The organism is Streptomyces sp. AP-93 (assembly GCF_022808175.1).
Classification (GTDB): Bacteria; Actinomycetota; Actinomycetes; order Streptomycetales; family Streptomycetaceae; genus Streptomyces.
The window spans coordinates 530,784-546,534 of record NZ_JALGBX010000002.1 but is presented as its reverse complement, the minus strand read 5'-3'; the positions used below and the strand labels follow the sequence as shown (position 1 = coordinate 546,534).

Sequence of the window (15,751 nt, the reverse complement as noted above, 5' to 3'; positions counted from 1 at the left end):
TGACCCAGAACAGCGCACCCACCGAGAGCACCGAGAGCACCGAGAGCACCACGGAAGTCCCCGGTATCGAGATCTCCCGGCGGCGCCTGCTGGGCACGGTCGGCGCCGCCGGCGCCGCCGGGCTCGCGCTCGGCGCCGCCGGCGGGGCCCTCGTACAGTCCGAGGCGTCCGGGTCCGGGACGGCGGGCTCCGTCGGCGCTCCCGGCAGCCTCGGCGCCACCCGGGTCGTCTTCGACGGGGAGCACCAGGCCGGCATCACCACGCCCCTCCAGGCCAAGGGCCACGTCCTCGCCTTCGACCTGGCGCCCGGTGCCGGGCGTACCGAGGCCGCCGCCCTGATGAGGCGCTGGTCCGATACCGCGCGGCGGCTGACGGCGGGCGAGACCGCACCGGTCGCCGACACCGGCATCGCCCTCGACGCCGGCCCTTCCTCCCTGACGGTGACCTTCGGCTTCGGCCACTCCTTCTTCGAACGCACCGGCCTCACCGCGCGACGTCCAGCCGCCCTCGACCCGCTGCCGGACTTCTCCGCCGACCGGCTCGATGCCCGGCTCAGCAACGGCGATCTCTGGGTGCAGATCGGTTCCGACGACGCGCTGGTCGCCTTCCACGCGCTGCGCGCCCTGCAGAAGGACGCCGGAGAGGCGGCCCGGCCGCGCTGGCAGATGAACGGCTTCAACCGCTCTCCGGGCGCCACCGCCTCCCCGATGACTGCCCGCAACCTCATGGGCCAGGTCGACGGCACCAACAATCCGAAGCCCACCGAAGCCGACTTCGACCAGCGGATCTTCGTCCAGGGCACGGTGCCCCCGGAACACGCCTGGATGGTCGGGGGCTCGTACGCCGTCGTACGCCGTATCCGGATGCTCCTCGACTCCTGGGACCAGCAGTCGCCGGCCGCGCAGGAGCAGGTCATCGGCCGTACGAAGACCACCGGCGCCCCCCTGACCGGAGGCGACGAGACCACCGCCATGGCCTTCGACAAGATCGGCGCCGACGGAAAGCCGGTCATCCCCTCCAACGCGCACGCGCGGATCTCCGCACCCGCGCAGAACGGCGGGGCGGCCATGCTCCGACGCCCCTTCTCCTTCCACGACGGGATCGCCGCCGACGGGACACCCGACGCGGGGCTGCTCTTCATCTGCTGGCAGGCCGACCCGTCCCGCGGTTTCGTCCCCGTCCAGCGCAAGCTCGACCGCGGCGACGCCCTGTCGGAATTCATCCGGCACGAGTCGAGCGGCCTGTACGCGGTGCCGCCCGGCGCGCGCCCGGGGGAGTACGTGGGTCAGCGGCTGCTCGAAGGGTGAACAGTCCAGGTGGCGTCCGGGCCCCGGCATTAGGCTGATCGCATGTCGGCCACCCGCTTCACCTATCTCGGTCCCGAAGGCACATTCACCGAAGCCGCCCTTCGCACCCTCCCCGAAGCCGCGACCCGGGAGCTCGTCCCGATGGTTTCGGTCCCGGCCGCCCTGGACGCCGTGCGCAACGGCGAGGCCGCGGCGGCCCTGGTCCCGATCGAGAACTCGGTGGAGGGCGGGGTCACCTCGACCCTGGACGAGCTGGCTTCCGGCGTACCGCTGATGATCTACCGCGAAGTGCTGCTCCCCATCGCGTTCGCACTGCTGGTGCGGCCCGGGACCAAGCTCTCGGACGTCAAGACCGTCACCGGGCACCCGGTCGCCCAGCCTCAGGTGCGCAACTGGCTGCGGTCGAACCTGCCCGACGCCCTGTGGGAGTCTGCGGCGTCCAATGCCGACGGTGCCCGGCTGGTCCAGGAGGGACGCTTCGACGCCGCCTTCGCGGGCGAGTTCGCGGCCGCCACCTACGGGCTGGTGCCGCTGGTCACCGAGATCCACGACGCGCAGAACGCGGAGACCCGCTTCGTGCTCGTCGGGCGTCCTGCCCGGCCGGCCGCCCCGACCGGCGCGGACAAGACCTCCGTCGTGCTGTGGCTGGGCGACGACCACCCCGGCGCGCTGCTGGAGCTGCTCCAGGAGTTCGCCGTCCGCGGGGTGAACCTGATGCTGATCCAGTCCCGGCCCACGGGTGAGGGGATCGGCAACTACTGCTTCGCCGTCGACGCCGAAGGGCACATCTCCGACCGCCGGGTCGGCGAGGCGCTCATGGGCCTCAAGCGCACCTGCCCCCAGATCCGGTTCCTCGGCTCCTACCCGCGCGCCGGCGTCGCTCAGGGTGACGTCCAGGCCGCCCGGTCCGGCACCTCCGACGCCGACTTCACCGCTGCCTCGGACTGGCTGACGCGTTGCCTCGACGGGCGCCCCTAACGCTCCGTCCACTGTCCACAGAGTTATCCACAGGTCTCGGTGCCGGCCTGGGGACAAGTCGACAGAGCGGCACGGCAAGGTCGACAAATCGGTCGGGTGGCGCAGGTTTCGCGCTGACGAGCGGGAGGTGAACGCTGTCACCCCCGTATCGCCGATCAACTCTTTGGGGCGAGTCATTCCCACCCGAATGAGTGTGTGAGGGCGGTTTGAACCCTGATTGGGCCCGCGAGCTCCACAGTCGAGATTGATCTATTCCTGTGTCCACAGATCCGGCGCACAGCCTGTGGATAAGCCGGTCGCCTGGGGAATTCCTGTGGACAAGGAAGACCCTCCACTCCTGCTCAGAGGCTGCCCGATCACCGCCGTTGCGCCCCCTTTCGGGGAAAGGGGGCGGTTTTATCACCCCCCGCGGAAGAACCGCTTCCAGTCTCCCGCCGGAAGTTCTCCATTCGCGGCAATTAGGACAAAGCGACACGCAGCGTGATATCGGTGCGATCCCCCGAAGCCCGGCCCGGTAGCCTGGAGGGGTGATTGACCTCCGGCTGCTCCGTGAAGACCCTGACCGTGTCCGCGCCTCGCAGCGCGCCCGTGGAGAGGACGTCGCCCTCGTCGACGCACTGCTCTCCGCAGACGAGCGCCGCAGGTCGTCCGGCATGCGATTCGACGAACTCCGCAACGAGCAGAAGTCGCTCGGCAAGCTCATCCCCAAGGCCTCTCCGGAGGAGCGGGCCGAGCTGCTGAAGAAGGCCGATCAGCTCAAGCAGGACGTCAAGGCCGCAGAGGCCGAGCAGAACGAGGCGGACGAAGCCGCCAAGCAGCTGCTCCTGCGGCTCGGCAACATCGTCCACACGGACGTGCCCGTCGGCGGCGAGGAAGACTTCGTCGTCCTGGAGACGCACGGCACGATCCGCGACTTCGGCGCCGAGGGCTTCGAACCCAAGGACCACCTCGAGCTCGGCGAGTCCCTGGGCGCCATCGACGTCGAACGCGGCGCCAAGGTGTCCGGCTCGCGCTTCTACTACCTCACGGGTATCGGCGCCCTGCTGGAACTCGCGCTCGTCAACGCGGCCATCGCTCAGGCCACCGAGGCCGGCTTCACCCCGATGCTCACCCCGGCGCTGGTCCGCCCGCGCGCCATGGAGGGCACCGGCTTCCTCGGCCAGGCCGCGGAGAACGTGTACCACCTGGAGAACGACGACCTCTACCTGGTCGGCACCTCCGAGGTCCCGCTCGCCGCGTACCACATGGACGAGATCATCGACGCGGACAAGCTGCCGCTGCGCTACGCCGGCTTCTCCCCGTGCTTCCGCCGCGAGGCCGGCACGTACGGCAAGGACACCCGCGGCATCTTCCGCGTCCACCAGTTCGACAAGGTCGAGATGTTCTCGTACGTCGCGCCGGAGGAGGCCGAGGCCGAGCACCAGCGTCTCCTGGACTGGGAGAAGCAGTGGCTGACCAGCCTGGAGCTGCCCTTCCAGGTGATCGATGTCGCCACCGGCGACCTGGGCTCCTCCGCCTCCCGCAAGTTCGACTGCGAGGCGTGGATCCCCACCCAGGGCAAGTACCGCGAGCTGACCTCCGCCTCGAACTGTGACGGCTTCCAGGCCCGCCGCCTGTCGATCCGCTACCGCGACGGCAAGAAGACCGCTCCGCTGTCCACGCTGAACGGAACGCTGTGCGCGGTCCCGCGCACGATTGTCGCGATCCTGGAGAACCACCAGCAGGCCGACGGCACGGTCCGGGTTCCCCCGGTGCTGCGGCCCTACCTGGGCGGTCGGGAAATCCTGGAGCCGATCGCCAAGTGAGCCCGGCCCCGTTCCCGTACAAGCTCGTCGCGACCGACCTCGACGGGACGCTGCTGCGCGGCGACGACACCGTCTCGGAACGCACCCGTGAGGCGCTCCTCGCGGCCACCGCGGCGGGCGCAGCGCACATCATCGTCACGGGCCGCGCCGTGCCGTGGACCCGGCACGTCCTCGACGACCTCGGCTACAAGGGCATCGCGGTCTGCGGACAGGGCGCGCAGGTCTACGACGCGGGCGCGCACCGGCTGCTGACCTCGGTCACGCTCGACCGGAAGCTGGCCGCGCTGGCGCTGGAGAAGATCGAGGCCGAGGTGGGTCCGCTAGCGATCGCCGCCAGCCGGGACGGAGTCGAGGGCGAGGTGCTCTTCGGCCCCGGCTACCAGGTCCAGGAGGGCCTTCCCGCGCTCTACCTGGAGGACACCTCCGAGGTGTGGTCGGCCCCGCTGAACAAGCTGTACATCCAGCACCCCGAGCTGGACGAGGACGCCCTCGTCCAGGTGGCCCGGCAGACCGTGGGCAGCCTGGTCGGCATCGTCATGGCCGGTCCGGGTGTCGTGGAGATCCTGCCTCTGGGGCTGAGCAAGGCCACCGGCCTCTCGCTGGCCGCGCGCCGGCTGGGGGTGAAGGCGGCCGAGACGATCGCCTTCGGCGACATGCCCAACGACATCCCGATGTTCGGCTGGGCCGCGCACGGAGTGGCGATGGCCAACGCGCACGCGGAGCTCAAGGCGGTGGCGGACGAGGTCACCACCTCCAACGAGGAGGACGGCATCGCCGTGGTCCTGGAGCGTCTGCTGGGCGCCGCGTAACCGAGCGGAAGACGAACGGAAGGTCCGGAACGGCCCGCGCCGCAAGGCGCGCTCGAAGTGGCTGTTCCGGACCTTCTTGTTTCTCCCCGCACGGCTCACTCTGCCTCCGCCGCACGCCTCGTACCAGTGAATTTCCGTGCGTCAGACGTGGATTCGGCTCGGGTTCGGCTGCCGGGTCAGCGGCCAGGCCAAGAGGCCGACGGCCAGTGCGATGGCGTGCCCGAAGTCGGTGAAGGTGCCGTCGGAGACGAGCGGGAGTCCGAAGAAGGCCACGGACCCGGCGAGGTAGAGCCAGCGCCAGGGGCCGGGCAGGCGGTACGTCAGCACCCCGACGGCGGTCGCGAGTCCGTAGCTGACGCCGATGTCGACGACGTGGACCATGCTGCGCGGGGCGCGGTGGTCCTGGATGGCCATCAGGACCAGCTTCTGGCTGATCAGCGTGGCCGTGATGTGTCCGGTCGCGATGATGAAGAGCCAGCGCAGGGTGCCGAGCCAGCGCTCGACATTGGCCTGGAAGAGCTCGAAGAGGACGAAGTAGAGCGGGAGCGAGGCCGGATCCTCGATCCAGAACGCGCTGCTGAGCAGCGCGCGTATGGGCTGCCGGGCGAGTTCGTGGATGTTGCTGCTGTTGCGGTGGAGCAGGACGTGTTCGAGATGATCGGGCACGATCACGACCACGACGCTGGTGACCACGATGATCAGCAGCCAGATGTGGGTGCCGGGCGCGGAACGTATCCAGGACCGTACTGGCCTGGACGGCTCGGGCTCGGTGGACTCGATCATGCCCCGATGATCTCGCGCAAAGCTGTGCCCCGCCTGGCCGGTGGGCCGGGCGGGGCACTGTTTCACGTGAAACATCCGGTACGGACGCCGGTGTGGACGCCCGTGTGGACGCCGGTACGGAGGTCCTACTCCTCGCCCGCCAGGGTCAGGCGGCGGAGCTTCTGTCCGGCGTAGAAGGTGGCGCCGACGGTGACCGCGACGAGCAGGATCACCGCAGTGGGCAGCCCGACGGTGGCGTCCACGTACCCCTCGCCCGCGACCTTCTGCGCGAGGGCCAGCGACCACTGCTGGACGCTGAGGGTCTTGGCGCCGTCGACGAGGCTGCCGAAGAGCGACTCCCAGATCAGGGCGTACACCAGGCCGAAGACGACCGCGTGCCGGCTGACGGTGCCCAGCAGCAGGAACAGAGCGCTGTAGGCGACCGAGGCGACGAGCGCGGCGACGGTGTAGGCGACGGCGATCTGCTGTCCGTTGCCGTTGAGGATGAAGCCGGCGATCAGGGTGGGGATCGCGGAGAAGACCATGGTGACGGCGATCGCGACGGTCAGCTTCGTCATGATGATCGTCGGGCGCTTCACCGGCTTCGAGAGCAGGTAGACGATCGAGCCGTCGTCGATCTCCGGGCCGATGGCACCGGTGCCGGCGATGACGCCGATCAGCGGGACCATCGTGGCCAGGGCGAAGCCGCCGAGGAGGTCGGCGGCGACCTTGTCGTCGAGGCCGGTGAAGGCACGGACCGCGATGGAGATGGCGATCAGCAGGACGGGCAGCGCACAGAGGATCAGTGCGCGACGGCGGCCGAGCAGGGCCCGGTAGGTGAGCCGGGCAACGGTGGGGTTGTACATGGGTGCCAGCTCCTTCAGGCCGCGACGAGGTAGGAGAAGACCGACTCGAGGGACTCGTCGGAAGGCGAGACCGTCAGAAGCCGGATGCCGTGCTCGCGGGCGACCCGCGGCAGCAGCTCGGTGAAGCGCCCGAAGTCGACGGCCTGGATGCGCAGGGCGCCTTCCTTGAGGTCCACCTCGATCCCGGCGGTGGACCGGTCGGCGATCAGGGCCGCGGCGAGGGCCCGGTCGTCGGAGGAGCGGACGAGGTAGCGGTGCGGGCGGTCCGTCATCAGGCGGCGGATCTTGCGGAAGTCGCCGGAGGCGGCGTGCCGGCCGGCGACGACCACCTCGATGTGGGAGGCGAGCTGCTCGACCTCCTCCAGGATGTGCGAGGAGAAGAGCACGGTGCGGCCGTCGTCGCCCATCCGCCGCAGCAGCTCCATGAGCTGCATGCGCTGGCGCGGGTCCATGCCGTTGAACGGCTCGTCGAGCAGCAGCACCGACGGGTCGTGGACCAGGGCGGAGGCCATCTTCACGCGCTGGCGCATGCCCTTGGAGTACGTGGAGATCTTGCGGTCCTGCGCGTACTCCATCTCGACCGTGGCCAGGGCCCGCTGGGCGGCCGCCTCGTCGAGACCGTGCAGTTCGGCGTTGGCGACGACGAACTCCTTGCCGGTGAGGAAGTCGTACATGGCCTCGCGCTCGGGCACGACGCCGATCTGCTTGTAGACCTGCTCGTTCTGCCAGATCGGGGTGCCGTCGAGGGTGACGGTGCCCGTGGAGGGGGCGAGGAAGCCGCCCATCATGTTGATGAGCGTGGACTTGCCGGCGCCGTTGGGGCCGAGCAGACCGGTGACTCCGGGACCGATGCGCATGGTCACGTCGTTGACGGCGACGACGTTCCCGAACCAGCGGGAGGTGTGGTCGATGTCGATGATGCTCACAGCCCGGCCTTCCGGTAGCGGGCCATCAGGGCGGCGTAGGAGCCGGCGATGAGGCCGAGGATGACGAGCAGGTAGACGAAGCCGACGGCGCCCGAGGGGCCCGCGCTGCCGGGGAAGCCGGAGTCGGCGCCGAGGAAGGCGGTCTGCAGACCGTCGATGAGGCTCATCGGGGAGAACAGGCCCAGCCACTCGATGACCCCGGTCGAGCCCGTCTCGTGGGCGATGGCCTGGACGACCGACACGGCGCCGTAGGGGATCAGGAGCACGGCGATGATGGCGGCGACGCCGAAGCCGCGGCGCGGGGTGAGCGCGGCCATGACCAGGCCGAGGCCGGAGAAGAGCAGCGACAGCAGCAGTACGGACACCAGCGCCTGCCCGAATCCCTCGGTCTGGTCGGCGAAGTCGAACTTCGCCAGCAGCGCGCCGATCCACATGATCAGCAGCGGGGTGGCGGTGAGGATGAAGAGCGCCGAGGCCATGGCCGCGAACTTGGCCACGACGTAGTCGACGCGTTCGATCGGCCGCGAGAAGTAGAGCGGCACCGTCTTGAAGCGCAGGTCGCGCGAGACGGACTGCGGTGCCTGGGAGGCCAGGTAGAGGTAGACGATGACCTGGGTGGTCATCGCGTACGTCGTGTACTTGATCGGCAGGGCGGTGGAGCCGGGCACCGTGATGGCGACCGCGACGAGGATCAGCGCGGGAACGCACATCACCGCGAAGAGCAGCATCGGCAGCACCTTGGACTTGGCCGAGCGGCCGAGTCCGTAAGCGCCGCGCAGGGACTGTGCGAACAGCGACTTGCGGGCGTAGGAGCGGCCGAGCCGGGGACCGTCGTAGGACCGGTAGCCGATGTTGTGGATCTGGGTCGAGGTGTCAGGCGCCATCGGAACCGGCTCCCTTCTGCTGGGTGGTGGACTGGGCCTTGGCCATGTTGGCCGCCCACGCGGCGGACTGGGCCGCGGCCTGGGCGGCGGACTTGGCGGCTGCCGCGTCGCTGTCGCGGAAGACCTCCGCGATGTGGTGACGGCGCTGTTCCATGCGGACCAGGCCGATGCCGAGATCCGCGACCGTGTCGCGGACGATGTCGTACGTGGCCTCGCCGGTGGCCTCGACGAGGAGGATGTGGCCGGCTCCCGGCAGGCCCTCTTCCTCGCCCGCGTGCAGCGCCACTCCCGCCTCGGTGAGCGCCTTGCGCAGGGCGGCGGTGCCGTCCGGGTGGGCGTCGGAGTCGGTGACCTCGACCGCGAGGGTCGTGGTGGTCTGGGTGAAGTCACTGGTGGAGCTGGAGCGCAGCAGTTTGCCGCCGTCGACGACCACGACGTGGTCGCAGGTCCGCTCCAGCTCGCCGAGCAGGTGGGAGGTGACCAGGACCGAGATGCCGAAGTCGGTGTAGACGCGGCGGATCAGGCCCAGCATCTCGTCGCGGCCGACCGGGTCGAGGCCGTTGGTGGGCTCGTCGAGGAGCACCAGTTGCGGGTCGTGGACCAGCGCCTGGGCGAGCTTGACGCGCTGCTTCATGCCGGTGGAGTAGCCGCCGATGGGGCGGTAGCGCTCCTCGTACAGCCCCACGTGGCGCAGGGTGTCCGCGGTGCGCTCACGGGCGGCGGTCGGCGGGAGCCCGGACATGCGCGCCATGTGCACGACGAACTCGGTGGCCGAGACATCGGGGGGCAGGCAGTCGTGTTCGGGCATGTAGCCGACGCGCTCGCGGATCGCGCTGCCATGGGTGGCTACGTCGAGTCCGAGCACGGCGGCGGTGCCCTCGGTGGCGGGGGAGAGTCCCAGCAGAATCTTGATCAGCGTGGACTTACCGGCTCCGTTGGCGCCCACGAGCCCGGTAACTCCGGGTCCGATGTCCAAGGAGAGCCGGTCGAGGGCGGTCACTCGGGGGTACCGCTTGCTCAGGCTTTCGGTCGCGATGACAGTCACGTGACCGACGTTAGTGGCGTACGGAGCCCGGATCGTCAGACCTGGAGCTCGATCCTTTCTCCGCCTTCAGGACTACGGACCCCGACATAAGGCTGACGTAGGGCTGATGCGTACCGGACAAGTTTGTCCACAGGTCCGTGCACGGGCCTTGACGTGATCGCCGGTCATTGTCACATTCATCAGTGTCAAGTTACGGGCGCGTACGGCTACATGGACGGACGGCTGGCATGGCTGGGGACACCAGGCAACGCACGAAGCGACGCACCACGGAACTCTCCGCCGAGCTGCGCGGGTTCAAGGAGGTGCAGCGCCTCTCCTACGAGTGCGCCGAGGCCGTCGCGGCGCAGCTGCGCCCCGGCGTGACCGAGCGCGAGGCCGCGCGGATGCAGCGCGACTGGCTGCGCGAGCGCGGGGTGCGGGACTGGTTCCACATGCCGTTCGCGTGGTTCGGGGACCGGACCGCCTTCACCGGCTTCAAGATCCCCCTGCAGTTCTTCCCGACGAACCGGGCCCTGGAGCCGGGGATGCCGTTCATCCTCGACATGGCCCCGGTCTACAAGGGCCACACCGCGGACATCGGGTACTCGGGCAGCCTCGGCCTCAACCCGGTGCAGGACCGGCTCATGTCCGATCTGCAGGCGCACCGCACGCTGATCCTCGACCAGGTGCGCGAGCGCCGCTCCCTGCGCGACATCTACGAGGAGGTGGAGCGGCTGATGATCGCCCAGGGATACACGAACCGGCACCGGGCCTACCCCTTCGGCGTCATCGCGCACAAGATAGACCGGGTCAAGGAGCGGAGCTGGGCGCCGACCGCGTTCGGGTTCGGCACCCAGGCCCTGAAGGGGCTGGCCTCCGATGCCCTGCGCGGCCACCGCGAGGGCTGGTCCCCGCTGTGGAGCCCGTACCGCTTCTCCGACCACCCGCCCCAGCCCGGCCTGTGGGCGGTGGAGCCGCACCTGGGCTTCCGGGGCACCGGCGCGAAGTTCGAGGAGATCCTGGTCGTCACCGACTCCAGGGATCCCGAGGAGAGCGCGTACTGGCTGGACGACGATCTGCCGCACGTGCGGCGCTGGGCTGAGGAGAAGGCGGCATGAGCGCAATGACGGACGCGGGCCTGGCGGGTGCGCGCGAGCGCTGGGTGAGCACCGGCGGGATCGAGCTGTGCGTCGTCGAACTCGGCGACGCGGACCGGCCGACCGTGGTCCTGGTACACGGCTACCCGGACAGCAAGGAGGTCTGGTCGCAGGTCGCCGAGCGGCTGGCCTCCCAGTTCCACGTCGTGCTCTACGACGTACGGGGCCACGGGCGCTCCACCGCCCCGCAGCCGCTGCGCGGCGGGTTCACCCTGGAGAAGCTGACCGACGACTTCCTCGCGGTCGTCGACGCGGTCAGCCCGGACCGCCCGGTGCACCTGGTCGGCCACGACTGGGGCTCCGTACAGGGCTGGGAGTTCGCGACGGTCGCCCGGACCGAGGGCCGGATCGCCTCCTTCACCTCGATGTCGGGGCCCTCGCTCGACCACTTCGGGCACTGGATCAAGAAGCGGATGGCCCGGCCCACTCCGCGCAGGGCGGCCCAGCTGCTGAACCAGGGCGCCAAGTCCTGGTACGTGTACATGCTGCACACCCCCGTGCTGCCGGAGCTCGCCTGGCGCGGGCCGCTCGGCAAGCAGTGGCCCAAGATCCTCCAGCGGGTGGAGCAGGTCCCGGCCGGGGACTACCCGACGGCCTCGCTGCCTTCCGACGCCGCGCGCGGCGCCTGGCTCTACCGGGACAACATCCGGGCCCGGCTGCGCCGGCCGCGCGCCGACGCGTACGCCCACGTACCGGTGCAGCTGATCACCCCCACCGATGACGCCTTCCTCTCCGAGCGGCTCTACGACGAGCTGGAGCTGTGGGCACCGGACCTGGTGCGGCGCACCCTGCCGGCCAAGCACTGGGTGCCGCGGACCCGGCCCGACCAGCTGGCCGCGTGGATCACCGAGTTCGTCACCTCCCGGGAGGAGCCCGCCACTCGGGCACCGGAGACGAAGGCTCCGGGCAGGTACGCGGACCGCTTCGGCGGCGCGCTGGTCCTGGTCACCGGAGCCGCCAGCGGCATCGGCCGGGCCACCGCCTTCGCATTCGCCGAGGCCGGCGCCCGGGTGGTGTGCGTGGACCGGGACGCCGACGGCGCTGCCCGCACCGCCGACATGGCGCGCCTGGTCGGCTCACCGCAGGCCTGGGGCGAGTGCGTCGACGTCAGTGACGAGCAGGCCATGGAGAAGCTCGCCGCGAAGGTCGCCTCCGAGTACGGGATCGTGGACGTCCTGGTCAACAACGCCGGGATCGGCCTGTCGGGGCCGTTCCTGGAGACGAGCACCGAGGACTGGAAGAAGGTCCTCGACGTCAACCTGTGGGGCGTCATCCACGGCTGCCGGCTCTTCGGCAAGCAGATGGCCGAGCGCGGCCAGGGCGGGCACATCGTCAACACCGCCTCCGCCGCCGCCTACCTGCCGTCCAAGGTGCTGCCCGCGTACAGCACCTCCAAGGCGGCGGTGCTGATGCTCAGCGAGTGCCTGCGGGCCGAGCTGGCCTCGAAGTCGATCGGGGTGTCGGCGATCTGCCCCGGCATCGTCAACACCAACATCACCGCCACCTCCCGGTTCGCCGGAGTGGACGAGGCCGAGGAGAAGCGGCGCCAGCAGAAGTCCTCCCGGCTCTACGGACTGCGCAACTTCCCGCCGGAGAAGGTCGCCGACGCGATCCTGCTCGCGGTCGTGAAGAACCAGGCCGTGGTCCCCGTGACCCCCGAGTCCAAGGGCGCCCTGTGGATGTCCCGGTTCGCACCGGGGACCCTGCGGCGGTTCGCGAAACTGGAGCCCAAGCTGTGACCGGGGCGGTCGCGGGCAGGACGGACCCCTACGCGATCGCACCGCGCCGGGTGGCCTTCGACTGGAAGGCCACCCCGCTGCACTGGATACCGGGCGAGCCCACCGCCACCCACGTCATCAACGTGCTGCACCTGCTGCTGCCGGCCGGTGAGCGGTGGTTCGTGAAGGTCTTCAAAGAGGGCCTGCCCCTGGTCACGGACCCGAAGCTGCGCAGCGACGTGAAGGGGTTCATGGGCCAGGAGGCCACGCACAGCGTGCAGCACTCCTACGTCCTGGACCACCTCGCCGAACAGCGGCTTCCCACCGAGGCGTACACGAAGTACGTGGACTTCCTCTTCGAGAAGCTGCTCGGGGAAACCCCGCCGTTCGGTGCCCCGATCACCGCTCAGGAGTGGCTGCGCTTCCGGCTCTCACTGGTCGCCGCGATCGAGCAGTTCACGGCGGTCCTCGGGGACTGGGTGCTCGGCGCCGAGGGGCTGGACGCGGCCGGAGCGGACGAGGTCATGCTCGACCTGCTGCGCTGGCACGGCGCGGAGGAAGTGGAGCACCGCTCCGTCGCCTTCGACATGTACCAGCACTGTGGCGGCTCGGGCCTGCCCCGCTACGTCCGGCGCATCGAGGGCATGGCCGTGGTCGCGCCGGTCCTGGGCTGGCTCTGGATCGCGGGGGCCTCGTACCTCCTGCGCAACGACCCGGAGCTGCGCGGACGGACCCGCTATTCGCTGCGCGCGCACCACCGGGCCGTGGCCAGGGGCCTGCTGCCCACTTGGAGAGAGCTCGGCATGGCCATACCCCGCTACCTGCGGCGGTCGTACCATCCCTCGCAGGAGGGCTCGCTGCGCAGGGCGGTCGAGTACCTCGCGGTTTCACCTGCCGCCCGGTCCGCTGCGGGCGCGGTCGGCCGAGCCGCCATGTCGTAGGGAGCCGGGATTGTCCGAGCAGGCAGTAGCCGAGTACCGGATCGAGGATCTGGCGCACCACAGCGGTGCGACCGTCCGCACGATCCGGGCGTACCAGGACCGCGGTCTGCTGCCGAAGCCGGAGCGGCGGGGCCGTTCCAACGTCTACCGGGACACGCATCTGGCGCGGCTGCGCCAGATCGCCGACCTGCTGGACCGCGGGTACACCCTGGCCTCCATCAAGGAACTGCTGGAGGCCTGGGACGCGGGCCGCGGGCTCGGCGGAGTCCTGGGGCTGGTGGCCGAGGTGCACGGGCCGTGGACGGACGAGGAAGCGGCCCGGATAAGCCGGGACGAGCTGAACGAACGGTTCGGCGGCAAGCCCGACGACGAAGCGGTCGGCGAGGCGTGCGAGCTGGGCGTGCTGGAGCGGATCCCGGGGCGCCCGGACCAGTTCCTCGTACCGTCCCCGCAGGAGCTGTCCGTGGCCGCCGAGCTGTACGCCGCGGGGGTCCCGCTGCCCGCGATCACGGGTCATCTGCGGGAGCTCCGCGGACAGGTGGAGCTCATCGCCTCGCGCTTCCTGGAGTTCACCACGGAGCACGTCTTCGCCCGGTACCTGGGTGCCGTGCCCCCGACGGACTCCGACGCGGCCGAGGCGGCGACGATGGTACGCAGACTGCGGCCACTGGCCCAGCAGACGGTGGACGCGGAACTGGCGCGGGCGATGCGCCTCTTCGCCACCCGGCACCTGCAGCGGCACCTCGGGGCCGTCGGGACCCCCCAGCCGTCCGGGCCGGCCCCGGTGGCGCTGCCCGCGGAGACCGTGCGGGCGGTGCAGGAACTGGTGGGGCCCGACCATGTGGCGGAGTTCGTCCGGGCCGCCACGGAGCGGGAGTTGCAGGCCCGGACGATGAACGATCTGGCCAGTCGCGGCGGCCGGTAGTGCTCGCTCAGTAGTCCACAGGCCGGATCACGCTTTTGTCGCCGAAACCGGCGCAAAGGGCTGTGGACAAGTCCGACCGGCCTGTGGGGAACCACCCCGGGAGGGTCAGCCGACGGCCTGGAACGCCGGTCCGGGTGCGCTGGTTTCGGCCACCGGGCCGACGGGCGCGGTGGTGGACTCGGTCGTAGGGGTGGACTCGGTCGCGGCGGTGGAGGCGTTGTCGGCGGTGGAGGCGGCTGCCCGGCGGGTGCCCCCGTAGAGCAAGCCCGCGAGGACCAGGCCGAGGATCCCTCCGACGAGCTGGGCGGCGACGAACCCCGGCAGCGACTGCGGGGCGATGCCGGTGAAGGAGTCGCTGAAGCTGCGCCCGATGGTTCCGGCCGGGTTCGCGAAGGACCCGGAGGAGGTGAACCAGATCGCGGCGGCGATGTACGCGGCGACCGCGGCCGGGATCAGCTTCGTCCGGCCGATGCGGCCGAGGCCCTGGATCACCAGGACCAGGCCGGCGGTGGCCACGACCTCCCCGACGAGCAGGTGTCCGCCGTCGCGGACCTGGGTGGAGAAGGCTCCGGGGACGCGGCCGAACATCGCTTCCGCGAGGACGGCCCCGCCTATGGCCCCGGCGGTCTGGGCCGCCACATAGACGAGGGCCTCCCGGCCTTCGAGTCCTTCGCCCCCGGCGCGCCGCCCCCACCATGCCGTGAGGGTGACCACCGGGTTGAGGTGGGCGCCCGAGAGCGGCCCGAAGAGCGTGATGATCAGGCCGAGCCCGATGGCCGAGGCGAGCGAGTTGGCGACGAGAGCCACACCCGTATCGGAGGTGAGCGCGGCGGCCTGGATTCCGGATCCGATGACGACCACGAGGAGGGCGGCGGTGCCGACGAGCTCGGCGGCCGCCCGCCGAGACAGAGACAGAGACGCGCTGTTTGTCATACTTTTCTTCCCCTTGAGTGGCAGTTCAGCGGAAAATGTATTCCGTATCTTGGAAACGCGATAGGGGGAGTCCAGGTTCGGGAGAACGGCGAAAAATCGCTGCGCCGGACCCCGCCGAGCCGTCACGCTGGGCGAATGGATGACAAGCGCACCATCAAGGTGTCCAAATACGTCTCGAAACACCTCCGCCATCAGCCGGAACGCATCGGACTGGTGCTCGACCCGCACGGCTGGGTGGAGATCGACGATCTCCTGGGCGCCGCGGCCGCCCACGGCTTCCCCATCAGCCGGACCGAGCTCGACCACGTGGTCGCCGCCAACGACAAGCAGCGGTTCGCCGTCGACGGCAGCCGGATCCGCGCGAGCCAGGGGCACACCGTCCCGGTGGACCTGGCCCTGACGGAGGCCGAGCCGCCCGCGTACCTCTACCACGGCACCGTCGCGGCCGCCCTGGACGCGATCCGCGCCGAGGGACTGCGCCCGATGGCCCGCCACCACGTCCACCTCTCCCCGGACCGGGAGACCGCGACCCGCGTCGGCGCACGGCGCGGCCGGCCGGTCGTCCTCGCCGTGGACGCGGGGGCGATGCGCGCCGCGGGGCACGTCTTTCGGATCAGCGCCAATGGCGTGTGGCTGGCGGACTCCGTACCGCCGCAATTCCTGCGGTTCCCATAACTCCGAGATGCACCGGAGAGGCCCGGGAGAAGCCGGGGAGA

Annotated in this window: 15 protein-coding genes; 9 read left to right on the top strand and 6 right to left on the bottom strand. The window is 70.3% G+C overall.

The window, feature by feature from the left end:
- Nucleotides 1–65 precede the first annotated feature (65 nt).
- The 4 genes from efeB (at nt 66) to MTF69_RS05695 (ending at nt 4,899) form a co-directional block, all read left to right on the top strand.
- Complete coding sequence (gene efeB / locus MTF69_RS05710; RefSeq protein WP_243331379.1) at nt 66–1,307, top strand: iron uptake transporter deferrochelatase/peroxidase subunit; 1,242 nt, start codon at nt 66–68, stop codon at nt 1,305–1,307.
- A gap of 42 nt (nt 1,308–1,349) precedes the next feature.
- Nucleotides 1,350–2,285 carry a prephenate dehydratase gene (gene pheA / locus MTF69_RS05705; protein ID WP_243331244.1) on the top strand — a complete coding sequence of 312 codons (936 nt, stop codon included), beginning with the start codon at nt 1,350–1,352 and terminating at the stop codon, nt 2,283–2,285.
- Between the two features lie 527 nt (nt 2,286–2,812).
- Nucleotides 2,813–4,090, top strand: a complete 1,278-nt coding sequence (serS, locus tag MTF69_RS05700; RefSeq protein ID WP_243331242.1) for a serine--tRNA ligase — start codon at nt 2,813–2,815, stop codon at nt 4,088–4,090.
- Nucleotides 4,087–4,899, top strand: coding sequence for an HAD family hydrolase (locus MTF69_RS05695; protein ID WP_243331240.1), 813 nt, complete (start codon nt 4,087–4,089; stop codon nt 4,897–4,899). Before serS ends, MTF69_RS05695 begins: the two co-directional genes overlap by 4 nt.
- A 141-nt stretch (nt 4,900–5,040) precedes the next feature.
- Here the strand turns inward: MTF69_RS05695 and MTF69_RS05690 are convergent, their stop codons facing one another.
- The 5 genes from MTF69_RS05690 to MTF69_RS05670 form a co-directional block, all read right to left on the bottom strand.
- The gene (locus tag MTF69_RS05690; RefSeq protein ID WP_243331236.1) at nt 5,041–5,682 is read right to left on the bottom strand and encodes a rhomboid-like protein; all 642 of its coding nucleotides are present in this window, start codon (nt 5,680–5,682) and stop codon (nt 5,041–5,043) included.
- A 125-nt stretch (nt 5,683–5,807) separates the two neighbouring features.
- Nucleotides 5,808–6,527: an ABC transporter permease gene (locus MTF69_RS05685; protein ID WP_243331234.1), complete on the bottom strand. Its 720-nt coding sequence runs from the start codon at nt 6,525–6,527 to the stop codon at nt 5,808–5,810.
- A gap of 14 nt (nt 6,528–6,541) precedes the next feature.
- Nucleotides 6,542–7,453, bottom strand: a complete 912-nt coding sequence (locus MTF69_RS05680) for an ABC transporter ATP-binding protein (RefSeq protein ID WP_243331231.1) — start codon at nt 7,451–7,453, stop codon at nt 6,542–6,544.
- The gene (locus MTF69_RS05675; protein WP_243331229.1) at nt 7,450–8,337 is read right to left on the bottom strand and encodes an ABC transporter permease subunit; all 888 of its coding nucleotides are present in this window, start codon (nt 8,335–8,337) and stop codon (nt 7,450–7,452) included. The genes MTF69_RS05680 and MTF69_RS05675 overlap by 4 nt, the downstream gene beginning before the upstream one ends.
- Nucleotides 8,327–9,382: an ABC transporter ATP-binding protein gene (locus tag MTF69_RS05670; protein WP_243331227.1), complete on the bottom strand. Its 1,056-nt coding sequence runs from the start codon at nt 9,380–9,382 to the stop codon at nt 8,327–8,329. The genes MTF69_RS05675 and MTF69_RS05670 overlap by 11 nt, the downstream gene beginning before the upstream one ends.
- Nucleotides 9,383–9,609: 227 nt before the next feature.
- Between MTF69_RS05670 and MTF69_RS05665 the strand changes: the two genes are divergently transcribed.
- Genes MTF69_RS05665 through MTF69_RS05650 form a run of 4 tightly spaced genes read left to right on the top strand, consistent with a single transcriptional unit; the run spans nt 9,610 to nt 14,102 of the window.
- Complete coding sequence (locus MTF69_RS05665) at nt 9,610–10,479, top strand: M24 family metallopeptidase (RefSeq protein ID WP_243331225.1); 870 nt, start codon at nt 9,610–9,612, stop codon at nt 10,477–10,479.
- Nucleotides 10,480–10,484: 5 nt separating this feature from the next.
- Nucleotides 10,485–12,257, top strand: a complete 1,773-nt coding sequence (locus MTF69_RS05660) for an SDR family oxidoreductase (RefSeq protein ID WP_243331376.1) — start codon at nt 10,485–10,487, stop codon at nt 12,255–12,257.
- Nucleotides 12,254–13,177 carry a metal-dependent hydrolase gene (locus MTF69_RS05655; RefSeq protein ID WP_243331223.1) on the top strand — a complete coding sequence of 308 codons (924 nt, stop codon included), beginning with the start codon at nt 12,254–12,256 and terminating at the stop codon, nt 13,175–13,177. Before MTF69_RS05660 ends, MTF69_RS05655 begins: the two co-directional genes overlap by 4 nt.
- A 10-nt stretch (nt 13,178–13,187) precedes the next feature.
- Nucleotides 13,188–14,102 carry a MerR family transcriptional regulator gene (locus MTF69_RS05650; protein ID WP_243331221.1) on the top strand — a complete coding sequence of 305 codons (915 nt, stop codon included), beginning with the start codon at nt 13,188–13,190 and terminating at the stop codon, nt 14,100–14,102.
- Between the two features lie 105 nt (nt 14,103–14,207).
- On the opposite strand, the gene MTF69_RS05645 is transcribed toward MTF69_RS05650, so the two are convergent.
- Nucleotides 14,208–15,035 (bottom strand): aquaporin, encoded by an 828-nt coding sequence (locus tag MTF69_RS05645; RefSeq protein WP_243331219.1) that lies wholly within the window; start codon nt 15,033–15,035, stop codon nt 14,208–14,210.
- 135 nt (nt 15,036–15,170) lie between these two features.
- On the opposite strand from MTF69_RS05645, the gene MTF69_RS05640 reads away from it, so the two are divergent.
- Entirely contained in the window at nt 15,171–15,710 is a 540-nt protein-coding gene (locus tag MTF69_RS05640) for an RNA 2'-phosphotransferase (RefSeq protein ID WP_243331217.1), read from the top strand.
- Nucleotides 15,711–15,751 lie beyond the last annotated feature (41 nt).